Annotated in this window: 15 protein-coding genes; 10 read left to right on the top strand and 5 right to left on the bottom strand. The window is 42.9% G+C overall.

The genetic code is table 11. The features are described from left to right. Window positions 1-82: 82 nt before the first annotated feature. A complete protein-coding gene (locus tag NI464_RS08240; protein WP_253138151.1) occupies window positions 83-586 on the bottom strand; it encodes a hypothetical protein in 504 nt (167 codons plus the stop codon). 158 nt (window positions 587-744) lie between these two features. After that, complete coding sequence (gene gltA, locus NI464_RS08235; RefSeq protein ID WP_004279429.1) at window positions 745-2,019, bottom strand: citrate synthase; 1,275 nt, start codon at window positions 2,017-2,019, stop codon at window positions 745-747. Between the two features lie 1,005 nt (window positions 2,020-3,024). On the opposite strand from gltA, the gene sdhC reads away from it, so the two are divergent. The 9 genes from sdhC to sucD all read left to right on the top strand — a co-directional run bounded on the left by sdhC (window position 3,025) and on the right by sucD (window position 15,072). Beyond that, entirely contained in the window at window positions 3,025-3,423 is a 399-nt protein-coding gene (sdhC, locus tag NI464_RS08230; RefSeq protein WP_004279430.1) for a succinate dehydrogenase, cytochrome b556 subunit, read from the top strand. Next, window positions 3,423-3,788, top strand: a complete 366-nt coding sequence (sdhD, locus tag NI464_RS08225) for a succinate dehydrogenase, hydrophobic membrane anchor protein (protein ID WP_004279431.1) — start codon at window positions 3,423-3,425, stop codon at window positions 3,786-3,788. The genes sdhC and sdhD overlap by 1 nt, the downstream gene beginning before the upstream one ends. A gap of 12 nt (window positions 3,789-3,800) precedes the next feature. After that, on the top strand, window positions 3,801-5,699 hold the full coding sequence (locus NI464_RS08220; protein WP_004646289.1) for an FAD-binding protein: 1,899 nt from the start codon (window positions 3,801-3,803) through the stop codon (window positions 5,697-5,699). 14 nt (window positions 5,700-5,713) lie between these two features. After that, window positions 5,714-6,424, top strand: coding sequence for a succinate dehydrogenase iron-sulfur subunit (locus NI464_RS08215; RefSeq protein WP_004279433.1), 711 nt, complete (start codon window positions 5,714-5,716; stop codon window positions 6,422-6,424). An 821-nt stretch (window positions 6,425-7,245) separates the two neighbouring features. After that, window positions 7,246-10,068 (top strand): 2-oxoglutarate dehydrogenase E1 component, encoded by a 2,823-nt coding sequence (locus tag NI464_RS08210; RefSeq protein WP_004279434.1) that lies wholly within the window; start codon window positions 7,246-7,248, stop codon window positions 10,066-10,068. An 18-nt stretch (window positions 10,069-10,086) separates the two neighbouring features. Continuing rightward, on the top strand, window positions 10,087-11,301 hold the full coding sequence (odhB, locus tag NI464_RS08205) for a 2-oxoglutarate dehydrogenase complex dihydrolipoyllysine-residue succinyltransferase (protein ID WP_004279435.1): 1,215 nt from the start codon (window positions 10,087-10,089) through the stop codon (window positions 11,299-11,301). Window positions 11,302-11,400: 99 nt separating this feature from the next. Further along, window positions 11,401-12,831: a dihydrolipoyl dehydrogenase gene (gene lpdA / locus NI464_RS08200; RefSeq protein ID WP_004279436.1), complete on the top strand. Its 1,431-nt coding sequence runs from the start codon at window positions 11,401-11,403 to the stop codon at window positions 12,829-12,831. A gap of 170 nt (window positions 12,832-13,001) precedes the next feature. Next, window positions 13,002-14,168 (top strand): ADP-forming succinate--CoA ligase subunit beta, encoded by a 1,167-nt coding sequence (gene sucC, locus NI464_RS08195; RefSeq protein WP_253138150.1) that lies wholly within the window; start codon window positions 13,002-13,004, stop codon window positions 14,166-14,168. Between the two features lie 13 nt (window positions 14,169-14,181). Further along, window positions 14,182-15,072 (top strand): succinate--CoA ligase subunit alpha, encoded by an 891-nt coding sequence (sucD, locus tag NI464_RS08190; protein ID WP_004646291.1) that lies wholly within the window; start codon window positions 14,182-14,184, stop codon window positions 15,070-15,072. A 65-nt stretch (window positions 15,073-15,137) separates the two neighbouring features. On the opposite strand, the gene NI464_RS08185 is transcribed toward sucD, so the two are convergent. The 3 genes from NI464_RS08185 to NI464_RS08175 all read right to left on the bottom strand — a co-directional run bounded on the left by NI464_RS08185 (window position 15,138) and on the right by NI464_RS08175 (window position 18,376). Beyond that, the gene (locus NI464_RS08185) at window positions 15,138-16,844 is read right to left on the bottom strand and encodes a flotillin family protein (RefSeq protein WP_180180363.1); all 1,707 of its coding nucleotides are present in this window, start codon (window positions 16,842-16,844) and stop codon (window positions 15,138-15,140) included. A 37-nt stretch (window positions 16,845-16,881) separates the two neighbouring features. Further along, window positions 16,882-17,517 (bottom strand): YqiJ family protein, encoded by a 636-nt coding sequence (locus NI464_RS08180; RefSeq protein WP_005107512.1) that lies wholly within the window; start codon window positions 17,515-17,517, stop codon window positions 16,882-16,884. Between the two features lie 316 nt (window positions 17,518-17,833). Next, window positions 17,834-18,376, bottom strand: coding sequence for a hypothetical protein (locus NI464_RS08175; protein ID WP_253138149.1), 543 nt, complete (start codon window positions 18,374-18,376; stop codon window positions 17,834-17,836). Window positions 18,377-18,699: 323 nt separating this feature from the next. Here NI464_RS08175 and cysD point away from each other — a divergent pair, with 323 nt between their 5' ends. Beyond that, a complete protein-coding gene (cysD, locus tag NI464_RS08170) occupies window positions 18,700-19,614 on the top strand; it encodes a sulfate adenylyltransferase subunit CysD (RefSeq protein WP_004730252.1) in 915 nt (304 codons plus the stop codon). Window positions 19,615-19,726: the final 112 nt, after the last annotated feature.

Here is a 19,726-nt window from a genome sequence, read left to right as displayed (position 1 = left end):
TATAGATTTAAACACTGAAGTCAAAATTTGGGTTTTTAAAATATGCCTTATCTATATTGTTTAGAATTAAACTGATTAAATATCATCTGTTTATTTGTGGGTTTAAAATAATATTCGGAATTTTTTTTAGAAAAATATCCCGGGCAATATCGCCTTGTTGTTCAATATTGTAGGTTGAAAATGATTTGTTGGGATTAAATTGATATTTGTACGGATTATATTTTCCTAAGCTGAGAAAATAAGCACTTTGTAAAAATGCCCCTTTTAAAAGCACATTGATCCGGCATTGATGTTGATAAATATGTGCCATCTCATGAATAAATAGCGCCTGATAAGATAAACTCTCGCGCGAATAATCTTCCCGATAATTTAAATTGCGTACATGTATATAGCCACTGGGCGCCATAATGACATGTTTGGATTGCCAGGGCAGGTAGGGGTGATTCATGATTTTAACGCGAGAATAATCGATCAGGTTGCCAAATACCTGTTGGGAAATTTTGATTTCACCAGGCGTTAGACTGCGGCACTTAAACTGTTCAAAACGAACCAGTCTTAAAATAAAGGGCAGAAAATACAACAGCATTCAATATGCATCCTGTTTTTAGGTGACTTAGTTCGTGAATATGATTTTGATATGCTAATTTTAAAACGTTTCAGGTCAATTTTTTGTAGGCTTTTGTCAGCACTAAAAAAAACCACCCGGGAGGGTGGTTTTTTTTAAGTCTTTCGACGCGGTTCGAATTAACGAACGATATCGCGTTGAACTTCGCCAGTGTAAAGCTGACGAGGACGACCGATCTTGTAAGGACCGCTGTGCATTTCTAACCAGTGGCTGATCCAGCCAACAGTACGTGCAAGCGCGAAGATTACAGTAAACATTTCAGTCGGGATACCAATCGCTTTAAGGATGATACCTGAGTAGAAGTCTACGTTCGGGTAAAGGTTACGCTTGATGAAGTATTCGTCAGAAAGCGCGATACGTTCAAGTTCCATAGCCAATGCAAGCTGTGGATCATTGATGCCAAGTGCACCAAGAACTTCGTCACAAGTTTCTTTCATTACTTTCGCACGTGGATCGAAGTTTTTGTAAACTCGGTGACCGAAGCCCATTAGTTTAACTTCTTTAGTTTTTACTTTTTCCATGAAGCCAGCAACGTTTTCTACAGTGCCGATTTCGTCAAGCATCTTAAGAACAGCTTCGTTCGCGCCGCCGTGAGCAGGGCCCCAAAGTGCAGAGATACCAGCAGCGATACATGCATACGGATTCGCACCGGTAGAACCAGCTAAACGTACTGTAGACGTAGACGCATTTTGTTCGTGGTCAGCATGAAGCGTGAAGATACGGTCCATTGCTTTTGCAAGAATTGGATCAACTTTATAATCACGGTCTGCAGGAGTAGCAAACATCATGTGCAGGAAGTTTTCTGCATAACCAAGGTCGTTACGTGGGTAAACGAATGGTTGACCGATGGTGTACTTGTAGCTCCAAGCCGCCAGCGTAGGAATCTTCGCGATTAAACGAATTGCAGTGATTTCACGGTGGTTCACATCTTCGATGTCAAGGTTGTTGTGATAGAACGCAGACAACGCACCAACCACACCTACCATGATCGCCATAGGATGCGCATCACGACGGAAACCATTGTAGAAACGGCTAACTTGATCGTGAACCATTGTATGGTTACGTACTTTAGCGTCAAATTCTTCTTTTTGCTCAGCAGTTGGAAGTTCGCCATTTAACAATAAATAGCAAGTTTCCAAGTAATCAGCTTTAGTCGCCAATTGATCGATTGGGTAGCCGCGGTGTAAAAGTACACCTTTGTTACCATCGATGAACGTGATTTTAGACTCGCACGCAGCTGTCGCCATAAAACCAGGATCAAAAGTAAAGTGACCTGCAGCCAACACATCTTTAACGTCGATTACATCTGGGCCCAATGTGCCGCTGTAAATTGGTAGTTCAATTTCTTTGCCATCAAGCTGTAAAACGGCTTTCTTGCCAGTTGCTTCAGACATTCAATAGATCTCCTGTCCTGGTGAATGTATATCCGCTTTGTCTATCAATCTTTTAATGCACAAAACGGACGGATCAAAAATTTGCTATAAGATTAGTGAGTACTGAAATTTTGTCAATTATACTTATGGATGAAAAATGACGGCCGCACAGCAGTTTAGTCACATTCGCTCAGTATAAAAAGTTCAGTAAAATCACAGCATCAAACCTCTATAATAAGTCAAATTGATGCAGAGGTGCAGAAAAAAATAGACTGCTTGGGGCATTTGTAAGCGTTTTTTCCTAGCAAGAAATGCGGGCGAAAATAGTGAAAGATTAAGGTGAGCATGCTTAAAACTATATAAATCTCATAACTTACATCGTTTTTGCCAAGCTGAATTTAACAGGTAGAATTATAAATAAAAGCAATTAATTGAATTTTGAATATGGTTCAATTGATTAAAAAGTAGCTTAATAAATGGCCAGTTTGGCAGCAAAGGTAAGCAGTATAAAAATAAATGAATGATTTTTTGAATCTAAATGCTTCAAATCGATTGAAAAACCCATCGTGTGGTGTACTAAGTCGCTATTTAACATCAGGTTATCTGAATCACTGCGCTGCTGATGAATTGGGGCAATTGGTCTGTTAAATCTAGACACTTGATTTAAATCTGAATTAAAAAGAGATTTAAATAATATTTGTGATGGAACTGTGCATCTTTAGTCTAAAACTCAAACATGATCCTGTAGGCTGAAAACCGAGTAAATTAATCATCTTAATTATTTAAAAACAATCATATAGATAGGAATTGAAAGGGTGGAATAATATATAAAGTCTGACTTATTGTTGTTAATGATTCTTATTTAATGGTTTTTTATCCAAAAAGCCAAATTCAGCCGTTTGTATTTTAATAGTTCACGTTTTATAATTCAGTGTCGTTTTGATTTTAGGCATGTATTTGCCTGAGAATGCCAGCTTTCCTTCGAATTAATTCCAACAAACTCCGGATGGAGTTTTTACTTACAGGATGCCCGCTGTGAAAAGCAACAGACCTGTCAATTTGTCCATGGGTCAAGTTTTAGAAGTAAACTTAAAATCACCCGTGGCTATTGCATCAATTCTACACCGTCTTTCAGGTGTTATCGTATTCTTACTCGTACCGGTCCTTCTATGGATTTTAGACAAGTCATTGTCTTCGCCTGAAGGTTTTGCGCAAGTTCAAGAAATCTTTAACGGTTTCATTGTTCGCTTTATTGTATGGGTATTTGTCGCCGGCATGATTTTTCACTTTATTGCGGGTGTTAAGCATTTACTTGCTGACATTGGCGTTGCTGAAGAACTAGAAAGTGGCCGTGTTGCATCTACTATCGCATTAATCTTGTCTGCAATCGGTATTGTTGCAGCATTTGTATGGATCGTACTCTAATGAAAAGCGCTACTGGTTTAACAGGTTCAGGTTCTCGCGATTGGTTTCTCCAACGTGTCAGTGCTGTAGTTCTAGCTGTTTATACCGTTGTTGTACTGGGTTGGATTCTACTGAATGGTGGTTTCAACTTTGAACAGTGGTACGGCTTTATGATGACAGTTCCAATGAAGATTATGTCTTTATTGGCGGTCTTATCTCTTGTTGCACACGCATGGATCGGGATGTGGCAGGTATTCACGGATTATGTGACTACTCGTCAAATGGGTCCTTCAGCTTCAGGTTTACGCCTTGTACTGACTTCAGCAGTGATCATTGCTGTACTTGCATATGCAATCTGGGCGATCCAGATTTTTTGGGCGAATTGATAGGAAACAATCATGGGCGCTATAAACCCTAAAGAAGATTACACAAATATTCCACACGAAACTTTCGATGCTGTCATCGTTGGTGGTGGTGGTTCAGGTATGCGTGCGTCTTACCAACTTGCTCAAGCTGGTTTGAAAGTTGCGGTTCTGACTAAAGTATTCCCAACCCGTTCGCACACTGTTGCAGCGCAGGGTGGTATTGGTGCATCTCTTGGTAACATGCAAGAAGATAACTGGCACTACCATTTCTATGACACCGTTAAAGGTTCGGACTGGTTGGGTGACCAAGACGCGATCGAGTTCATGACTCGTGAAGCGCCTCAAGTGGTTTATGAGCTTGAACACCTAGGTATGCCATTCGACCGTAACGCTGATGGTACAATTTACCAGCGTCCATTCGGTGGTCACTCGGCAAACTACGGTGAGAAAGCTGTGCCACGTGCATGCGCTGCTGCCGATCGTACCGGTCACGCACTTCTTCACACGCTTTATCAAAGCAACGTGAAAATGGGCACTCAATTCTTCGTTGAATGGATTGCGCTTGACCTGATCCGTAACGAAAAAGGCGACGTTCTTGGTGTTACAGCAATTGATCAGGAAACTGGTAAAATTGCAGTATTCCAAGCAAAAGCGACTTTGTTCGCTACTGGTGGTGCTGGTCGTGTGTACCGTGCATCTACAAATGCTTATATCAACACTGGTGACGGTCTTGGTATGGCTGCTCGTGCAGGTATTCCATTACAAGATATGGAATTCTGGCAATTCCACCCAACGGGTGTTGCGGGCGCAGGCGTATTGTTGACTGAAGGTTGTCGTGGTGAAGGTGCAATCCTTCGTAACAAAGACGGCGAACCGTTCATGGAACGTTATGCACCAACTTTGAAAGACTTGGCGCCACGTGACTTCGTATCACGTTCTATGGACCAAGAGATCAAAGAAGGTCGTGGTTGTGGTCCTAAAGGCGATTACATCCTGCTTGATATGACGCACTTGGGTGCTGACACGATCATGAAACGTCTTCCATCTGTATTTGAGATTGGTAAGAAATTCGCGAACGTTGACATCACTAAAGAGCCAATTCCTGTAGTACCAACAATTCATTACCAAATGGGTGGTATTCCAACGAATATTCATGGTCAAGTGGTTGTTCCTGAGTCTCGTGAAACTGAAGCGCTTGTTGCTAACTACAATAAAGACACCGACGTTTACTCTACAAATGCCGAAGGTCGTGACTTTGCTAAGCCAGTAAAAGGCTTCTATGCAATCGGTGAATGTTCATGTGTATCTGTACACGGTGCGAACCGTCTAGGTACGAACTCATTGCTTGACTTGGTTGTATTTGGTAAGGCTGCTGGTCAACATATCATTGAATATGTGACTAAACAGCACGATGGCGAATATGAGCCACTTCCAACAACTGTGCTTCAAGAAACTGTTGAACGTATTCGTAAACTTGACGAATCGACTACAGGTGAGAATGCTCAAGACGTTGCTGATGCAATCCGTGACATCGTTCAAGACCACGCTGGTGTATTCCGTACATCTGCGCTTCTAGACGAAGGTGTGAAGCAGATTCTTGCAATTGAACCGCGCGTACGCAATATTCACTTGAAAGACAAATCTAAAGTATTCAACACTGCACGTATTGAAGCACTTGAAGTTGAAAACTTGTATGAAGTTGCGAAAGCAACGCTTATTTCAGCTGCTGCTCGTAAAGAATGCCGTGGTGCACATACGGTTGTAGACTTTGAAGAGTCTCCAGACCATGCTGAATACCCATATGGTCGTCGTGATGATGAGTGGATGAAGCACACTTTATGGTTCTCTGCGGATAACCGTCTAGAGTACAAGCCAGTTCGTTACCGTCCATTGTCGGTTGACGCGATTCCACCTAAACCACGTACATTCTAATCAGGAGAATTCAGATGAGTAGAGGTACTCGTACATTTCATATCTACCGCTACGATCCTGACAAGGATAAAGCACCGTACATGCAAACTTTCAAACTTGAACTGACTGACAAGCATCGTATGTTGCTTGACGCACTTCTTGCATTGAAAGTACAGGACGAGACTTTAACGTTCCGTCGTTCATGTCGTGAAGGTATTTGTGGTTCTGATGGCGTGAACATCAATGGTAAAAACGGTTTGGCGTGTCTTTGGAACCTGAACGATTTACCAAATGAAATTACTGTTCGTCCATTGCCTGGTCTTCCTGTAGTGAAAGACTTGGTGGTTGACATGAACCAGTTCTATGATCAGTACAACAAGATCCATCCATTCTTGATCAACAACCAGCCTGCGCCTCCTAAGGAACGTTTACAATCTCCTGAAGAGCGTGAGCATCTTGATGGTCTATATGAATGTATTCTATGTGCATGCTGTTCAACTTCATGCCCGTCATTCTGGTGGAACCCGGACAAGTTCTTGGGTCCTTCAGCATTGTTGAACGCTTACCGCTTCATCATTGACTCGCGTGACACTGGAACACAAGAGCGTTTGGCTCGTCTAGACGACCCGTTCTCATTGTTCCGTTGTAAAGGCATCATGAACTGTGTATCTGTATGTCCTAAAGGCTTGAACCCAACAAAAGCAATCGGTCACATCCGTAATATGCTTTTAGATATGGCAGGCTAATAGGCTGCTCTTCGCAGTTTAGAAAAAAGCACACCTTCAGGTGTGCTTTTTTTATGCAAACTATTGGAAAAATTAAAAAATCATAAGATAAAAATAAAGATACTATACTTAAAATGTATAAAGTTGAGTGAAACAGTCAGGAAAAGGGTAAGGGCTTTGAGCGCCATATAAGAAGAACATGTGATTATTTTGGGTATTTATGATTTTTAGATGTAAAACTGACCTGAAAAATAGCAAGAACGATGTTATTATATAACGGAAATTTAAGGAGGGAGTGGATTGAAAGGTTTGCTCTCTTTTTATTTATCGGAAATGCTTAGGACTTAAGTCTACATTGAATCTATTTTTGAGATAAAGCACCATATATTATAGTAAAATATCTGAACTGTATTTAGCCAATTTATGGAAGGTATGTGTCAAAAAAATCAATTGAAAAGTTGAGATTATGTTAGCATTTAGCCCATGACTATGTTTAAAAAATGCCACGCCAGGTACATTTTTTAAACACTGCATAATCAGGGACTGGTATATAAAGGTAGACCCGAGTCGCTTTAGAAAAAATCTTTGTTAATGCTTGCTTTTTTCTAAGTCGATTTGCAAAAAATTGCCCGGTTTCGATCGGGTATTCAATGAGTGATGATGCCGCTGAGGGGCGTTATTGTTCATTAAACATATCAAGATTTTCTTGGTGTGGTGATAACGCCTCATGGCTTATGCCTTATGGGGGACTAGTATCATATTACCAATTTGATGCTAATAATCCTGGGTTTTGCTTAAAAAGCATCCTGAAAATGTTTTTGCAATAGGAAATGGGTCCACAAATGCAAGAAGTTGCTGACGCTCTGCGTCTTGACACTGAACTTTCCGCTGATAGTGCAGCGTATATTGAAGAACTTTATGAGCAGTATCTGACTGCTCCAGACTCAGTGGGTGCTGACTGGAGAGCGTACTTCGATAAATTCCCAAAAGGTGATCAACCACACAGTAATGTACGTGAGCAATTCCTACTTTTAGGTCGCAATTCAAGCCGTATTCAGCCTATTGTTCAGTCGACAGTCAGCTCAGAGCATGAACGTCGTCAAATTGGCGTGCTACAGCTGATTGCTGCGTACCGTAACCGTGGCCACCAGAAAGCAAAACTGGATCCATTAGGTTTAGCGAAGCGTGAAGTTGTGCCTGATCTAGATCTTGCTGCGCATGGTTTGACTCAGTCTGACTTAGACACAGTATTCAATACTGGTAACCTGGCGATCGGTAAAGAAGAAGCGACTTTGGCTGAAATGGTTCAGTCAATGGAAGCCACTTACTGTGGTTCAATCGGTGCTGAATACATGCACATCGTGGACACCAAAGAAAAACGTTGGATTCAACAACGTCTAGAAAGTGCACGCGGTCAATATGGCTTCAATGCTGATCAAAAGAAACATGTCCTTGAGCGTTTAACTGCGGCTGAAGGCCTAGAAAAATATCTTGGTAATAAATTCGTTGGTGCCAAACGTTTCGGCGTTGAAGGTGGTGAAGCATTCATCCCGATGGTCAACGAAATTATTCAGCGTGCAGGTTCTGTAGGCTGTAAAGAAGTTGTGATCGGTATGCCTCACCGCGGCCGTTTAAACCTTCTTGTTAACATCATGGGTAAGAACCCGGCTGACCTGTTTGGTGAGTTCGAAGGTAAGTCTATTCACAAGAAAGGTTCTGGTGACGTTAAGTATCACCAAGGCTTCTCTTCAAACGTGATGACTCCAGGTGGCGAAGTTCACTTGGCATTGGCGTTTAACCCGTCACACCTTGAAATCGTTGGCCCTGTGGTTGAAGGTTCAGTACGTGCACGTCAAGTACGTCGTAAAGACATTGGCGGCGATGACGTATTGCCATTAATCGTACACGGTGATGCTGCATTTGCAGGTCAGGGCGTTAACCAGGAAACTTTCCAGATGTCACAAACTCGCGGTTATACCGTGGGTGGTACAGTGCACATTGTAATTAACAACCAGGTTGGTTTCACGACGTCTGATCCACGTGATGCACGTTCTACAGAATACTGTACTGACATCGCAAAAATGATTCAGGCACCGATCTTCCATGTGAATGGTGATGATCCTGAAGCTGTGGTGTTCATTTCACAATTGGCACATGACTTCCGTCATACCTTCCGTAAAGACGTTGTGATTGACATGTTCTGCTACCGTCGTCGTGGTCATAACGAAGCGGATGAGCCAGCTGCAACTCAACCAATGATGTATCAAGTGATTAACAAGAAAGCGACTACGCGTACGCTTTATGCGGATCAATTGGTACAACAGGGTGTTCTTGATCGCGCAAGTGCAGATCAAATGGTTGAAAACTACCGTGCAGACCTGGAAGCGGGTAATCACGTTGCCAATGCACTGGTACTTGAACCAAACAAAAAAATGTTTGTGGATTGGACTCCTTACTTAGGTCATGAGTACACAGACGAGTGGGATACAACTTTCCCAATCGAACGTCTAAAAGAGCTTGGCAAGAAAATGCGTGAGCTTCCTGAAGGCTTCGTGATGCAGCGTCAAGTTGCAAAAGTAATTGATGACCGTCTGAAAATGCAAACGGGTGAAATGCCTCTGAACTGGGGTGCTGCTGAAACTCTGGCGTATGCAACTGTACTAGATGATGGTTACTTGCTTCGTTTAACGGGTGAAGACGTAGGTCGTGGTACTTTCTCACACCGTCATGCAAAACTGCATAATCAGGTAGATGGTTCAACTTATCTTCCACTGTGTAACCTGAAAGAAAACCAGCCGCGTACTGCAATCTATGACTCTTTGTTGTCAGAAATGGCTGTATTGGCATTTGAATATGGTTATGCGACGACTCTTCCTAAGAGTTTGATCATCTGGGAAGCACAATTCGGTGACTTCGCAAACTGTGCACAGGTTGTCATTGACCAGTTCATCTCATCTGGTGAAACCAAATGGGAGCGTGTATGTGGCTTAACTATGCTTCTTCCACACGGTTTTGAAGGTCAAGGTCCAGAACATTCATCTGCACGTTTGGAACGTTTCTTGCAGCTATGTGCTGAAGACAACATGCAAGTCATCACACCGACTACGCCTGCGCAGATTTTCCACGCATTACGTCGTCAAGCGATTCGTCCAATCCGTAAGCCATTGATTGTTACTTCGCCGAAATCTTTACTTCGTCACAAGCTTGCTGTATCTAGCCTTGAAGAGCTTGCAAACGGTACATTCCAAACCGTGATTGATGAAGTAGACAACATCAACAAGTCAGATGTAACCCGTCTGGTTCTGTGTGGTGGTAAGGTGTATTACGACCTAGTTGAAAAACGTCGTGAAAAAGAATTGAACAACACTGCAATTGTACGTATTGAACAATTATATCCATACCCAGAAAAACGCCTGGCAGAAGTGCTTGCGCAATATCCAAACGTTAAAGAACTTGTTTGGGCGCAAGAAGAACCGAAGAACCAAGGCGCTTGGTTGTTCATCGCACCGCGTCTATATGACGACGTGATGAAAGCGGGTAAACAAGTACGTATTAGCTATGCAGGCCGTGAAGCTTCTGCTGCACCGGCATGTGGTTCACCATATTTGCATGCAAAACAACAAGCTCAGCTCATCAACGACGCGCTTGCGATCGACGCTGAATAATCCAGGAGATTCTAAGTAATGGCAACCGAAATTAAAGCACCGGTATTCCCAGAGTCAGTTGCGGACGGTACGATCGCAACTTGGCACAAACAACCAGGTGAAGCAGTATCACGTGATGAAGTGATTTGCGATATTGAGACTGATAAAGTTGTTTTAGAAGTTGTTGCTCCTGCAGACGGTACACTTGCATCTATTATTAAAGGTGAAGGCGATACTGTTCTTTCAGCTGAAGTCATTGCACAGTTTGAAGAAGGTGCTGTTTCTGGCGCTACACAAACTCAAGCAGTTCAGTCTGAAGAGAAAGTTGAACAAGCTGCTGCGCAAACTGAAGCAGGTAATGCACCGATCGTTGAACGTCAACAAGTACAGGACCAGGCTCCAGCAGTGCGTAAAGCGTTGACTGAATCTGGTGTTGCAGCTGCTGATGTTGCAGGTACAGGCCGTGGCGGTCGCATCACGAAAGAAGATGTGGCAAATCATCAAGCGAAACCGGCAGCACCTGCAGCGCAACCATTAAGCGTTGCAGTGGGCGAGCGTATCGAAAAACGTGTTCCGATGACTCGCCTTCGTAAGCGTGTTGCTGAACGTTTACTTGCAGCGACTCAAGAAACTGCAATGTTGACGACGTTCAACGAAGTGAACATGAAACCAATCATGGAAATGCGTGCTCAATACAAAGATGCATTCGAGAAGCGTCATGGTGCGCGTCTTGGCTTCATGTCATTCTTTGTTAAAGCAGCAACTGAAGCACTTAAACGCTATCCAGCGGTAAATGCTTCAATTGATGGCGATGACATCGTGTATCACGGTTACTACGACATTGGTGTTGCAGTTTCATCTGAGCGTGGTCTAGTGGTTCCTGTTCTTCGTGATACAGACCGCATGAACTATGCTGAAGTTGAAAATGGCATCCGTGCATATGCTGGCAAGGCACGTGACGGTAAGCTGGGCATCGAAGACATGACTGGCGGTACATTCACTATTACTAATGGTGGTACTTTTGGTTCATTGCTTTCTACACCAATTCTAAATACGCCACAAACTGCGATTCTGGGTATGCATAAAATCCAGGAACGTCCGATGGCGGTGAATGGTCAAGTAGAAATCTTGCCAATGATGTACCTTGCACTGTCTTATGACCACCGTTTAATCGATGGTAAAGAAGCAGTCGGTTTCCTTGTAACAATCAAAGAATTGTTAGAAGAGCCAGCGCGTCTGATCCTTGATCTGTAATTTATTCATTAAAAATCTCCCCTAACCCCTCTTTAAAAAGAGGGGAAGATCCCCCTTTGGAAAAGGGGGATTAATAAGGGGGATTAGTTGGAGATAAACATGTCTCAATTCGATTTAGTCGTAATTGGTGGTGGCCCAGGCGGCTACGAAGCAGCAATTCGTGCAGCTCAACTTGGTTTTAAAGTTGCGTGTATCGAAAAACGTATTCATAAAGGTAAACCATCTTTAGGTGGTACTTGCTTAAACGTCGGTTGTATCCCGTCTAAAGCTTTACTTGATTCTTCACATCGTTATGAAGATACAGTTCAACATCTAGATGACCATGGTATTACGACTGGTGAAGTTAAATTCGATCTTTCTAAAATGCTGGCTCGTAAAGACAAAGTTGTAGATCAATTGACTGGCGGTATCGATCAGTTACTTAAAGGTAATGGCATCGAGTGGTTAAAAGGTACGGGTAAACTGCTTGCAGGTAAAAAAGTAGAATTTGTTTCTCACGAAGGTGAAACTCAAGTTTTAGAGCCTAAATATGTGATTCTTGCGACGGGTTCTGTACCAGTAAATATTCCAGTGGCTCCTGTAGATCAAGACTTAATTGTTGATTCTACTGGCGCGCTTGAATTCCCAGAAGTACCTAAGCGTTTAGGTGTAATTGGTGCGGGCGTGATCGGTCTTGAGCTTGGTTCTGTATGGCGTCGTCTTGGTGCTGAAGTTGTTGTATTTGAAGCAATGGATGCATTCTTACCAATGGCTGATAAAGCATTGGCAAAAGACTTCCAAAAACTGTTGACTAAGCAAGGTATGGATATCCGTATCGGTGCAAAAGTTGCAGGTACTGAAATCAATGGTCGTGAAGTAACGGTTAAATATAACCAAGCTGGTGAAGACAAAACTGAAACTTTCGATAAATTGATCGTTTGTGTCGGTCGTCGCGCATATGCTGAAGGTTTATTGGCTGATGATTCAGGCATTAAATTGACTGAACGCGGTTTGGTTGAAGTCAACGATTGGTGTGCAACTTCAGTTGAAGGCGTATACGCAATTGGTGACTTGGTACGTGGTCCAATGCTTGCGCATAAAGCAATGGAAGAAGGCGTAATGGCGGTTGAGCGTATTCACGGTCATGCTGCACAAGTGAACTATGACACCATTATTTCTGTAATTTACACACATCCGGAAGCGGCGTGGGTAGGTTTAACAGAACAGCAAGCGACTGAAAAAGGTCACGAAGTTAAAACGGGTCAATTCGGTTTTGCTGTGAACGGTCGTGCTTTAGCTGCGGGTGAAGGTGCCGGTTTCGTGAAGTTTGTTGCTGATGCAAAAACTGACCGTCTACTCGGTATGCACGTAATCGGGCCTGCTGCGTCTGATATCGTTCACCAAGGTATGATCGCACTTGAGTTCGTATCTTCAGTTGAAGATCTACAGTTGATGACTTTCGGTCACCCGACATTCTCTGAAGTGGTACATGAAGCTGCACTTGCAGTTGATGGTCGTGCGATTCACGCGATCCAACGTAAGCGTAAGTAATTCGAAAAAAGAGCGACTTAGGTCGCTCTTTTTACATTTCATGGTTGTTTTTATTGGAACAATCATCTAAAAATAAAGATAACGATTTTAAGAAATGCTGGTACTGCTTTGACGGATGTCTGGGTGCTAGTGGGTTATAACAAGGCAAAGAAGTAATAAAAGGTTATTCAATGAATTTACATGAGTATCAAGCAAAAGCGCTATTAAAAAAATATGGTATGCCTGTACAGGAAGGACTACTTGCCACCAATGCCGATGAAACGGTGCATGCTTTCGAGCAGTTGGGTGGAAAGTTTGCAGTATTGAAAGCACAGGTGCATGCGGGTGGCCGGGGTAAGGCTGGTGGGGTAAAAGTAGTGAAATCGGCTGCCGAGGCTGCTGAATATGCCAACCAGATTATTGGTTCACGCTTGGTGACTTATCAGACTGATGCCAATGGTCAGCCGGTCAATAGCATTTTAGTCTCTGAGGATGTTTATCCGGTTGAGCGCGAGCTGTACTTGGGCGCTGTGGTGGATCGCTCGACTCGCCGCATCACTTTTATGGCATCGACTGAAGGCGGTGTTGAAATTGAGAAAGTGGCCGAAGAAACCCCTGAAAAAATTATTAAAGTTGAGGTTGATCCTTTAGTCGGTTTAATGCCATTTCAGGCACGCGAAGTTGCTTTTGCACTTAAACTCAAAGATGGACAAATTAATCAATTTGTTAAAGTCATGACGGCTGCTTATCAGGCATTTGTAGACAATGATTTTGCTCTTTTTGAAATCAATCCGCTGTCTGTGCGTGAAAATGGCGACATTCTGTGTGTTGATGCCAAAATCGGAATTGATTCGAATGCGCTGTACCGTTTGCCTGAAGTGGCCGCATTACGTGATAAGTCTCAAGAAAATGAACGTGAGTTAAAAGCGTCTGAGTTTGATCTAAACTATGTAGCGCTGGAAGGTAACATTGGTTGTATGGTCAATGGTGCCGGTCTTGCTATGGCAACCATGGATATTATTAAGCTTTATGGCGGTCAACCAGCCAACTTCCTGGATGTGGGTGGTGGTGCGACCAAAGAGCGCGTGATTGAAGCCTTTAAAATTATCCTGGCAGATACTTCTGTTCAAGGTGTATTGATTAATATTTTTGGTGGAATTGTACGTTGTGACATGATTGCTGAAGCAATTATTGCAGCGGTTCAGGAAGTAAATGTGACCGTTCCTGTGGTTGTTCGCCTTGAAGGCAATAATGCGGAACTGGGGGCAAAATTACTGGATGAATCAGGTTTGAAGTTGATTTCTGCGCATGGTCTTGCTGATGCTGCAGAAAAAATTGTTGCTGCTGTAAAAGCTTAAAGGGGTATTGATCATGAGCGTATTAGTTAATAAAGACACTAAAGTATTGGTACAGGGCTTTACAGGCAAAAACGGCACATTCCATTCTGAACAGGCTTTGGCCTATGGTACCAAAGTTGTGGGTGGTGTAACCCCAGGTAAAGGTGGTCAAACCCATCTAGAATTGCCTGTATTTAATACCATGCGTGAAGCGGTGAAAGAAACGGGTGCAGATGCTTCGGTGATTTATGTTCCGGCACCCTTTGTACTGGATTCTATTGTTGAAGCGGTTGATTCTGGCATTGAGTTAATTGTGGTGATTACTGAAGGTGTACCGACCATCGATATGCTCAAAGCCAAGCGTTATCTGGAAACCAATGGTAATGGCACACGTCTGATCGGACCAAACTGTCCGGGTATTATTACGCCGGGTGAATGTAAGATCGGGATCATGCCGGGGCATATTCATCAGCCGGGTAAAATCGGGATCATTTCGCGTTCAGGCACATTGACGTATGAAGCCGTGGCACAAACCACAAAACTTGGTTTAGGTCAGTCGACCTGTATTGGTATTGGTGGTGACCCGATTCCGGGCATGAACCAGATTGACTGCTTGAAACTGTTCCAGGAAGATCCACAAACTGAAGCTATCATTATGATTGGTGAGATTGGCGGTACTGCGGAAGAAGAAGCTGCGGAATATATTCAATCGAATGTGACTAAGCCAGTTGTTGGTTATATTGCGGGTGTGACTGCACCTAAAGGCAAACGTATGGGTCACGCAGGTGCGATTATTTCAGGTGGTAAGGGCACAGCAGAAGAAAAGTTTGCTGCCTTTGAGCGTGCGGGTATGGCGTATACACGTAGTCCAGCCGAACTTGGTTCAACCATGCTGCAAGTATTAAAAGATAAAGGTTTAGTTTGATATTCACATTAGACCTTTAATAAAAAAGCTCCCAGATGGGAGCTTTTTTATATCCCAGTCTATTTTTAAGTTTTAGCTTTAAGGCTTTGGGTCATCCCATTAATATCACCACCTTGAATACCGAGCTCACTCATCAGGCTGTCAATGAGCGGTGCCTGGCTACGATAACGCAGGGCGCTATTCACCACCTGATCTGAAAGAGCAACATTACTATTCTCATGATGGGCATCTGCCTGACAGGCACCGGCATGACCGCCATGTAGGCCATTCACCTGGAGAATCTTGATATCATCAATATTCTCCATTGGCTTGACACTTTCTCTGATAATTTCAGGCAAGTATTTCAGCATGGCCAGACGAATCTGCATTTCGACCTGTTCAGGTGACAGGACGTTATTGGCTTCATTGACCGCACGTGTACCTTCAGCATCCACTTGATACTGTTTCTCCATTGCCTGAGCCAGTAGAATTTTCGCATCCGCTTCGCCCTTGGCTTTAAGGCGGACTTTTTCTGCTTCCGCCTCAGCCGCAATCCGCACTGCTTCTGCATCATCTGCTGCCGCTTGTTTGCCAGCTTCAGCGGCAACTGTAATGGCAATTGCATCTTTTTCAGCATGTTCTTTGGCTGCGACCAGCTCAACTGCCTTTTGACGCTCTGCTTGCTGGATTTGACGTACGGTGATGACTTCTTCTTCCGCTTTTACCGCTTGTGCACGCGCCTGATCGGCTTGGGCTTTAGCTTCAGATTCAGCACGTGATTTTTCCGCAATGGCAATGGCGCGGTCCTGTTCAGCGAGTTCAATGGTTTTCTTTTGCTCGACCTGTGCTTTTTGAATCAGCTGAGCCTTTTGAATATTTTCATTTTCGACATCACGGGCGGCCAAAATACGCTTGAGTTCGACTTCTCGTTCAGCGGCAATTTGTGCTTCTTCTGCTTCACGTTTTTTGCCGGCTTCCTGAGCGGCAATTTCAGCCAGCTGTTCAGCACGGCGAATGGCAATTTCACGTTCTTGTTGCAGCTTGGCATATTCTTCTTCACGAATAATTTGCAGGCGCGCCTGTTCAGCTTCCAGATTTTTGGTTTTGATCGCCAGATCGGTATCCTGTTCAATGTGGTTACGCTTGCGGCGACGATCTTCAATGGTTTCAGTGAGCTTGGTCAGACCTTCAGCATCAAATGCATTTTGCGGGTTGAAGTATTTAAATCCGGTCTGATCCAGTCCGGTTAGGGAAACCGTTTCAAGCTCCAGACCATTTTTATGTAAATCTTCCGAAACGACTTGCTGTACTTTTTGTACGAAATCGACGCGTTTTTCATGCAGTTCTTCCATGGCCATTTCTGCAGCCACTGCGCGCAGTGAATCAACGAACTTACCTTCCACCAGATTTTTTAGTTCATTCGGTGACATGGTTTTTTGACCAAGGGTTTGTGCTGCGGTGGCAATTGAATCTGCGGTAGGTTTGACTCGGACATAGAATTCGGCCATGACATCGACTCGCATACGGTCACGGGTAATCAGTGCCTGATCATCAGCACGGCGGACTTCAAGACGTAGGGTATTCATATTTACTGGAATGATTTCATGCAAGACAGGGAGCACGATTGCGCCTCCACCTAAAATCACTTTTTCTCCACCCCAACCGGTACGTACAAAGGAAATTTCCTTGCTTGAACGACGGTATAAACGTGCAATGATGAGACCGAAGGTCACCAGTGCTACAAAAATAATTCCCGCAATAATTAAAATATTATATAAATCAAATGTTAACATTGTTATAAAGTCTCAATTGAGTGCTAGCTAAATAAAATTAAAGTGCAATGGCTTGAAAGCCGTTCTTGGTTTTGTGGGTTAGAACTACATTCTGACCTTGATTTAGAATTTGATTGTTTTCTGGTTCAACCAGAACATAATGAGTCTGGCCATGTTGATCCCGGACTTTGGCTTGTGCGGGAGAATTCACTTTGGCATCTCCCAGAATAATGGTCGCGGTACGTCCGATGAGTTCATCGCTATGAATCGCAGAGGTTTCGTCTTGGGGCAGGAGCTTACTGGCGGCCATGGCAAGAAAGCGCACCACAGGCATACACAGAAACAGGCAGGCCGGAGAAATCAGCCAAACATTAAACAGCTGGCTGGTCAGGCGCTCAAATATGCCCTGAATCAATAAACCGCTCAAACCATAACTGGTCAGAAAAATAATCAGCCAGATAAATAAAGGCAGACGTCCCAGATATAACCAGTCAAATACTTTGCTGAAAACACCCGGAGACTGATCCGGACTTATTTCCGGTTGCAGGGGATCTTCAGGTAAAAACTGTTCAAAGATATGCTGAGAGCCGCCGCCAAGCAGCAATAGAATACATTCTAGTGCTGCAAACATCAGCATTAGGCTCAGGCTAATACTAAATACGATATTGGATGGATGCGTAAACAGTTCCCACATTTTTTTATCTCTATAATTATGTTTTTAGGAAAAGTATCTGAAAGTTTTTATTGATATAACGATAACAGTAATTGTTGATTTTGTATGCAAAAAAATAACAAAAAACCTTACAAACAAGGATTGAATATGTTGATTATTTAATAATTATTGAACTATTAAAATTAATAATAAACTATAAGAAGCTAACTGGATGTTTGAGCAAGTGATGTCATAGCGGCAATAGGAATTCTGAATAGCATGGCATTCTGTGTATGCTTGCCTGAGAAAGATATAGAGATACATCGACCTGAGTATCTCTAAATTTTTCTATTCAAGTCTAAAGCAGGGCAGTCTGAATCCGGACTTTCATATCTAAAGTCTGTTGCAGAATATAGTGTTGCATCCATTTGACCTGTTCGCCCATAGGATTGACCTTGACTGCAGTATTCAGGAAGTCGAGATCAGGCTGCTTGAAAAGCTGTTGTTGCAAGGTTTGCTCCAAAATCTGACTGTTGGTTGTCAAAGGTAATGCCACTAGATAGAACGCTTTAGGATAATTATAAAAGGCATATAATAAATTAAAGGCTTTTTGATCACCTTTGAGGTTGCCAGCACCAATTTCGTAAGCTGCGTTCTGGTTGCTATAAGTAACGCCGATTAGGAATTCCCAATGACCTTCTTGCAAACGCAGACCAAACTGTAATCCGATTTGATCCGCGGTCAGCTCGTGTTGCAGATAGATATTTAAAGGCTTGCCATCATCACTGAAGGGTTCTTGCAAGACTAAAATATATTGCTGATGCTGATAAATATAACCAGCAAGCTGGGCCTGTTCCAGACGGGTTTTTACAGTGGTGAGATCAAAAGCGCTATAGGGCATAAATGAAGTATATCAAGAGGGAGAATTGAGTCTTACTCTAGTAATTTTTTAACTATTTGAGAACCACTACTTTAGATTATTTTCCTAGGATTTTATTGGTTTAGCGACAGGTTAATATATACTTCTACCACACAATATCCTCGCTTGAATTGTGCAAATCATTGATTCATAAAAACTGATATTCATTATTGATGAATTTTTATATGAGCTTTTGATATATCAATATCATAAAACAAGCAATGGATAGGATAAGTAAATCACTATAATGAATATAAATTTTCAAAAGTGTCATAAGTACACGTTTTTCTAAGCTGGTGTTGTCCATGTCGTTAAATGAGGAAAGACTTACTCATCTCAAACAGCTTGAAGCTGAGAGTATTCATATCATCCGCGAAGTTGCTGCCGAGTTTGAAAATCCGGTCATGCTGTATTCGATTGGTAAAGATTCAGCGGTTATGCTGCATCTTGCGCTAAAAGCGTTCTACCCAGCAAAACTTCCATTTCCATTATTACATGTCGATACAGGCTGGAAGTTTAAAGACATGATCACTTTTCGGGACAACATGGCGAAAACCCATGGTTTCGATTTGATCGTGCATCAGAATAAAGAAGGGGTTGAGGCTGGTATTAACCCGTTCGACCATGGTAGTTCTAAATATACCGACATCATGAAAACTCAGGGCTTAAAACAGGCTCTGGATAAATACGGTTTTGATGCTGCTTTTGGTGGCGCGCGCCGTGATGAAGAAAAATCACGTGCGAAAGAACGTGTTTATTCATTCCGTGATTCGAAACATCGTTGGGATCCGAAAAACCAGCGCCCAGAACTTTGGAATCTTTATAACGGTAAAGTGAACAAGGGCGAAAGTATTCGTGTATTCCCATTATCTAACTGGACTGAGCTGGATATCTGGCAATACATCTATTTGGAAAGTATTCCATTAGTACCACTTTATTTGGCTGCAGAACGTCCTGTGGTTGAACGTAGTGGCACGCTTATTATGGTTGATGATGAACGTATGCCTTTAAAAGAAGGTGAAGTTCCACAAATGAAATCGGTACGTTTCCGTACTTTGGGTTGTTATCCATTAACAGGTGCTGTGGAATCTACAGCCAATACCTTGCCGGAAATTATTCAGGAAATGTTACTGGCAACCAGTTCTGAGCGTCAAGGTCGTATGATTGACCATGATGAAGCAGGCTCAATGGAGAAGAAGAAGCAGGAAGGCTACTTCTAATTTAATCTCCCCCTGACCCCCTCTTTGAGAAAGAGGGGGGAGCTCCTAAAAGTAAATGGAGAAAGTCCCTTCTTTAATAAAGGGGGATATAGGGGGATTGAAAACCGATTTC

This window comes from Acinetobacter lwoffii (genome assembly GCF_024129685.1).
GTDB classification, from domain to species: Bacteria; Pseudomonadota; Gammaproteobacteria; order Pseudomonadales; family Moraxellaceae; genus Acinetobacter; species Acinetobacter lwoffii_X.
Note: the sequence above shows the minus strand (reverse complement) of the source record. Positions and strands in the feature narration are given on the sequence as shown.